2 protein-coding genes are annotated in these 2,279 nt (G+C 31.4%); one reads left to right on the top strand and one right to left on the bottom strand.

The features are described from left to right. A partial coding sequence (locus QX51_RS20750; RefSeq protein ID WP_039680909.1) for a hypothetical protein occupies positions 1-216 on the top strand: 216 nt, incomplete at its 5' end. A gap of 113 nt (positions 217-329) precedes the next feature. Here the strand turns inward: QX51_RS20750 and QX51_RS16010 are convergent. Beyond that, positions 330-2,063 carry a carbon starvation CstA family protein gene (locus QX51_RS16010; RefSeq protein ID WP_039680908.1) on the bottom strand — a complete coding sequence of 578 codons (1,734 nt, stop codon included), beginning with the start codon at positions 2,061-2,063 and terminating at the stop codon, positions 330-332. Positions 2,064-2,279: the final 216 nt, after the last annotated feature.

Genomic DNA, 2,279 nt, shown 5'->3' with positions numbered 1-2,279 from the left:
ATATTAGTAAAATCAAAAATCAATAATGAAGTAATAAAATTCATGTCTAATATAACATTGATTACAAATAAGTATTTTGTTATTGAGGGGGTTGAAGAAAATTATCAAATTGAAGAAATAAAAAAGATATGTCATAATAACATATATATACAAGGATATTTTTATTCTAAGCCTATACCAATTGAAGAAATAAAAGAATTTACTATAAGAGGCTAATACAAAGCTTAAATATATAAAAGAAAAAGATATGTTTATAATTTATAAACATATCTTTTTTATTTTAAACTTATTAACTTTAAAAGTATAGTGTAGAAAGTATTAATAACATATTAACTAGTTTGTTTTACTTTGTTAAACTGTTTTTTAATAGTGCTTATACCTTCAATCATAAGAATAACGGCAAGAGCTATTAAAAGTATAGCAAGTATTGCTCGTATATAGCACCATCCAAGACCTGCACTACCAGCAGTAATAGCAATAACATTGCTTTTTATTGTTAATGCTAAAGAAACAACAGTTGCGACTAACATAAATACCATTGGGAAGAATAACATTTTATTATTTTTACCCATATTACCAAGCCATGCAGCAACAGCAAGTAAACCAAGAGCTGCAAGTAATTGGTTCGCTGCTCCAAATAATGCCCATATATTTGCATATCCAGTAAGACCTAAAGAAATACCAAGAACAACAGTAATTAAAGTTGCTATATATGGATTAGTTATAGTTTTTTTGAATCCACTAACATCAGCTCTTGTTTCACCAGGAGCCAACCAGAATTCTTGGAACATATATCTTGCAAGACGAGTAGCGGTGTCTAATGAAGTTAAACAGAAAACTGAAACTGTTAAAACTAATAACGAATAAGCTATATTGTATACATTTGTTAGACCAGGTATCTGACTTAACATTCCAGCTATTCCTGATGCGAAAACTACAGTAGGTGTTACAGTTGTTCCTGCTGCATAATCTTTCCATATATATCCAACTGCACATACAGCTATAACAGCTAATGCACATTCTACTAACATTGAACCATAAGCTATTGGTCTAGCGTCTTTTTCACTGTTTAATTGTTTTGCTGTTGTACCAGAAGCAACTAAAGAGTGAAAACCTGATATAGCACCACATGCTATAGTAACAAATAATGCAGGGAACAAATATCCAAGAGATGTTCCAGTTGGAGCTATAGTATCAACAAAACCAGTAAATGCTGGTATATCTAATGTTGGATGAGAGCCAATTATACCAACTATAGCAAGTGCCATCATACCATATAGTAAGAATGAACTTAGATAATCACGAGGTTGAAGCAATATCCAAACAGGAGTTACAGATGCAACTAAGATATAAGCACCAACAATAACCATCCAAGTTGTAGAAGTTAAGTATAGTGGATGCCAATTAAGACCTATAGCTATACAAGCTACTATGGCAATTACACCTATTACAGTTGAAACAACTAGTGAAGCATTACGTCTGTAAACAAAGAAACCAAAAGCAATGGCAATTAATATAAATAATATTGATATCATTGCTGTTGAAGCATTTGCAGCACTAGCAGCAATATCAATTGCACCAGTTTCTGTAAATGTTGCTTTGAAAGTATCTGCAACTATAGATGCAAAAGCAGCTACAACTAAAAGTAGTGTTAAATATGAGAAAATAATAAATAATTTCTTAGCACGAGCACCAATATTTTGCCCTATGACCTCTCCTATAGACTGACCTTTATGACGTATAGATGCAAATAATGCACCGAAGTCATGTGTTGCACCAAAGAATATACCACCTATTAAAACCCAAAGTAAAACTGGAACCCAACCAAATACAGCTGCTTGTATTGGACCATTAATAGGACCAGCACCAGCTATTGATGAGAAATGGTGGCCTAGAAGTACAGGAGCTTTTGCAGGTACATAATCTAACCCGTCTTCTAATTCGTGTGAAGGAGTGACTTTTTTTTCATCAATCCCCCATTGATCAGCTAGCCACTTACCATAAGTAACATAGCCGACTAATAATACAGCAATACTTATTAATAATAAAGTTACTGCGCTCATAAGTTTACCCCCTTTTATAAAAGCTTAATAAATTATTTAGTTATATATAAAATTATAACTAGCAGTTTAAAGGCTAAGTTAAATAACTTAGTTATATTGTTTCTTTAATTTTTTAAAACGGGAATTCTTTTTATAAAATAATTCCTCTAAAAAATCAGAAGTAACTTTACCACTTTTATTTGAATATATTTTATTTTCAGTAGTATTTATACAAGC

The sequence above is a fragment of the Terrisporobacter othiniensis genome (assembly GCF_000808015.1).
GTDB classification, from domain to species: domain Bacteria; phylum Bacillota; class Clostridia; order Peptostreptococcales; family Peptostreptococcaceae; genus Terrisporobacter; species Terrisporobacter muris.
This window is presented reverse-complemented; position numbering and strand designations above follow the sequence as displayed.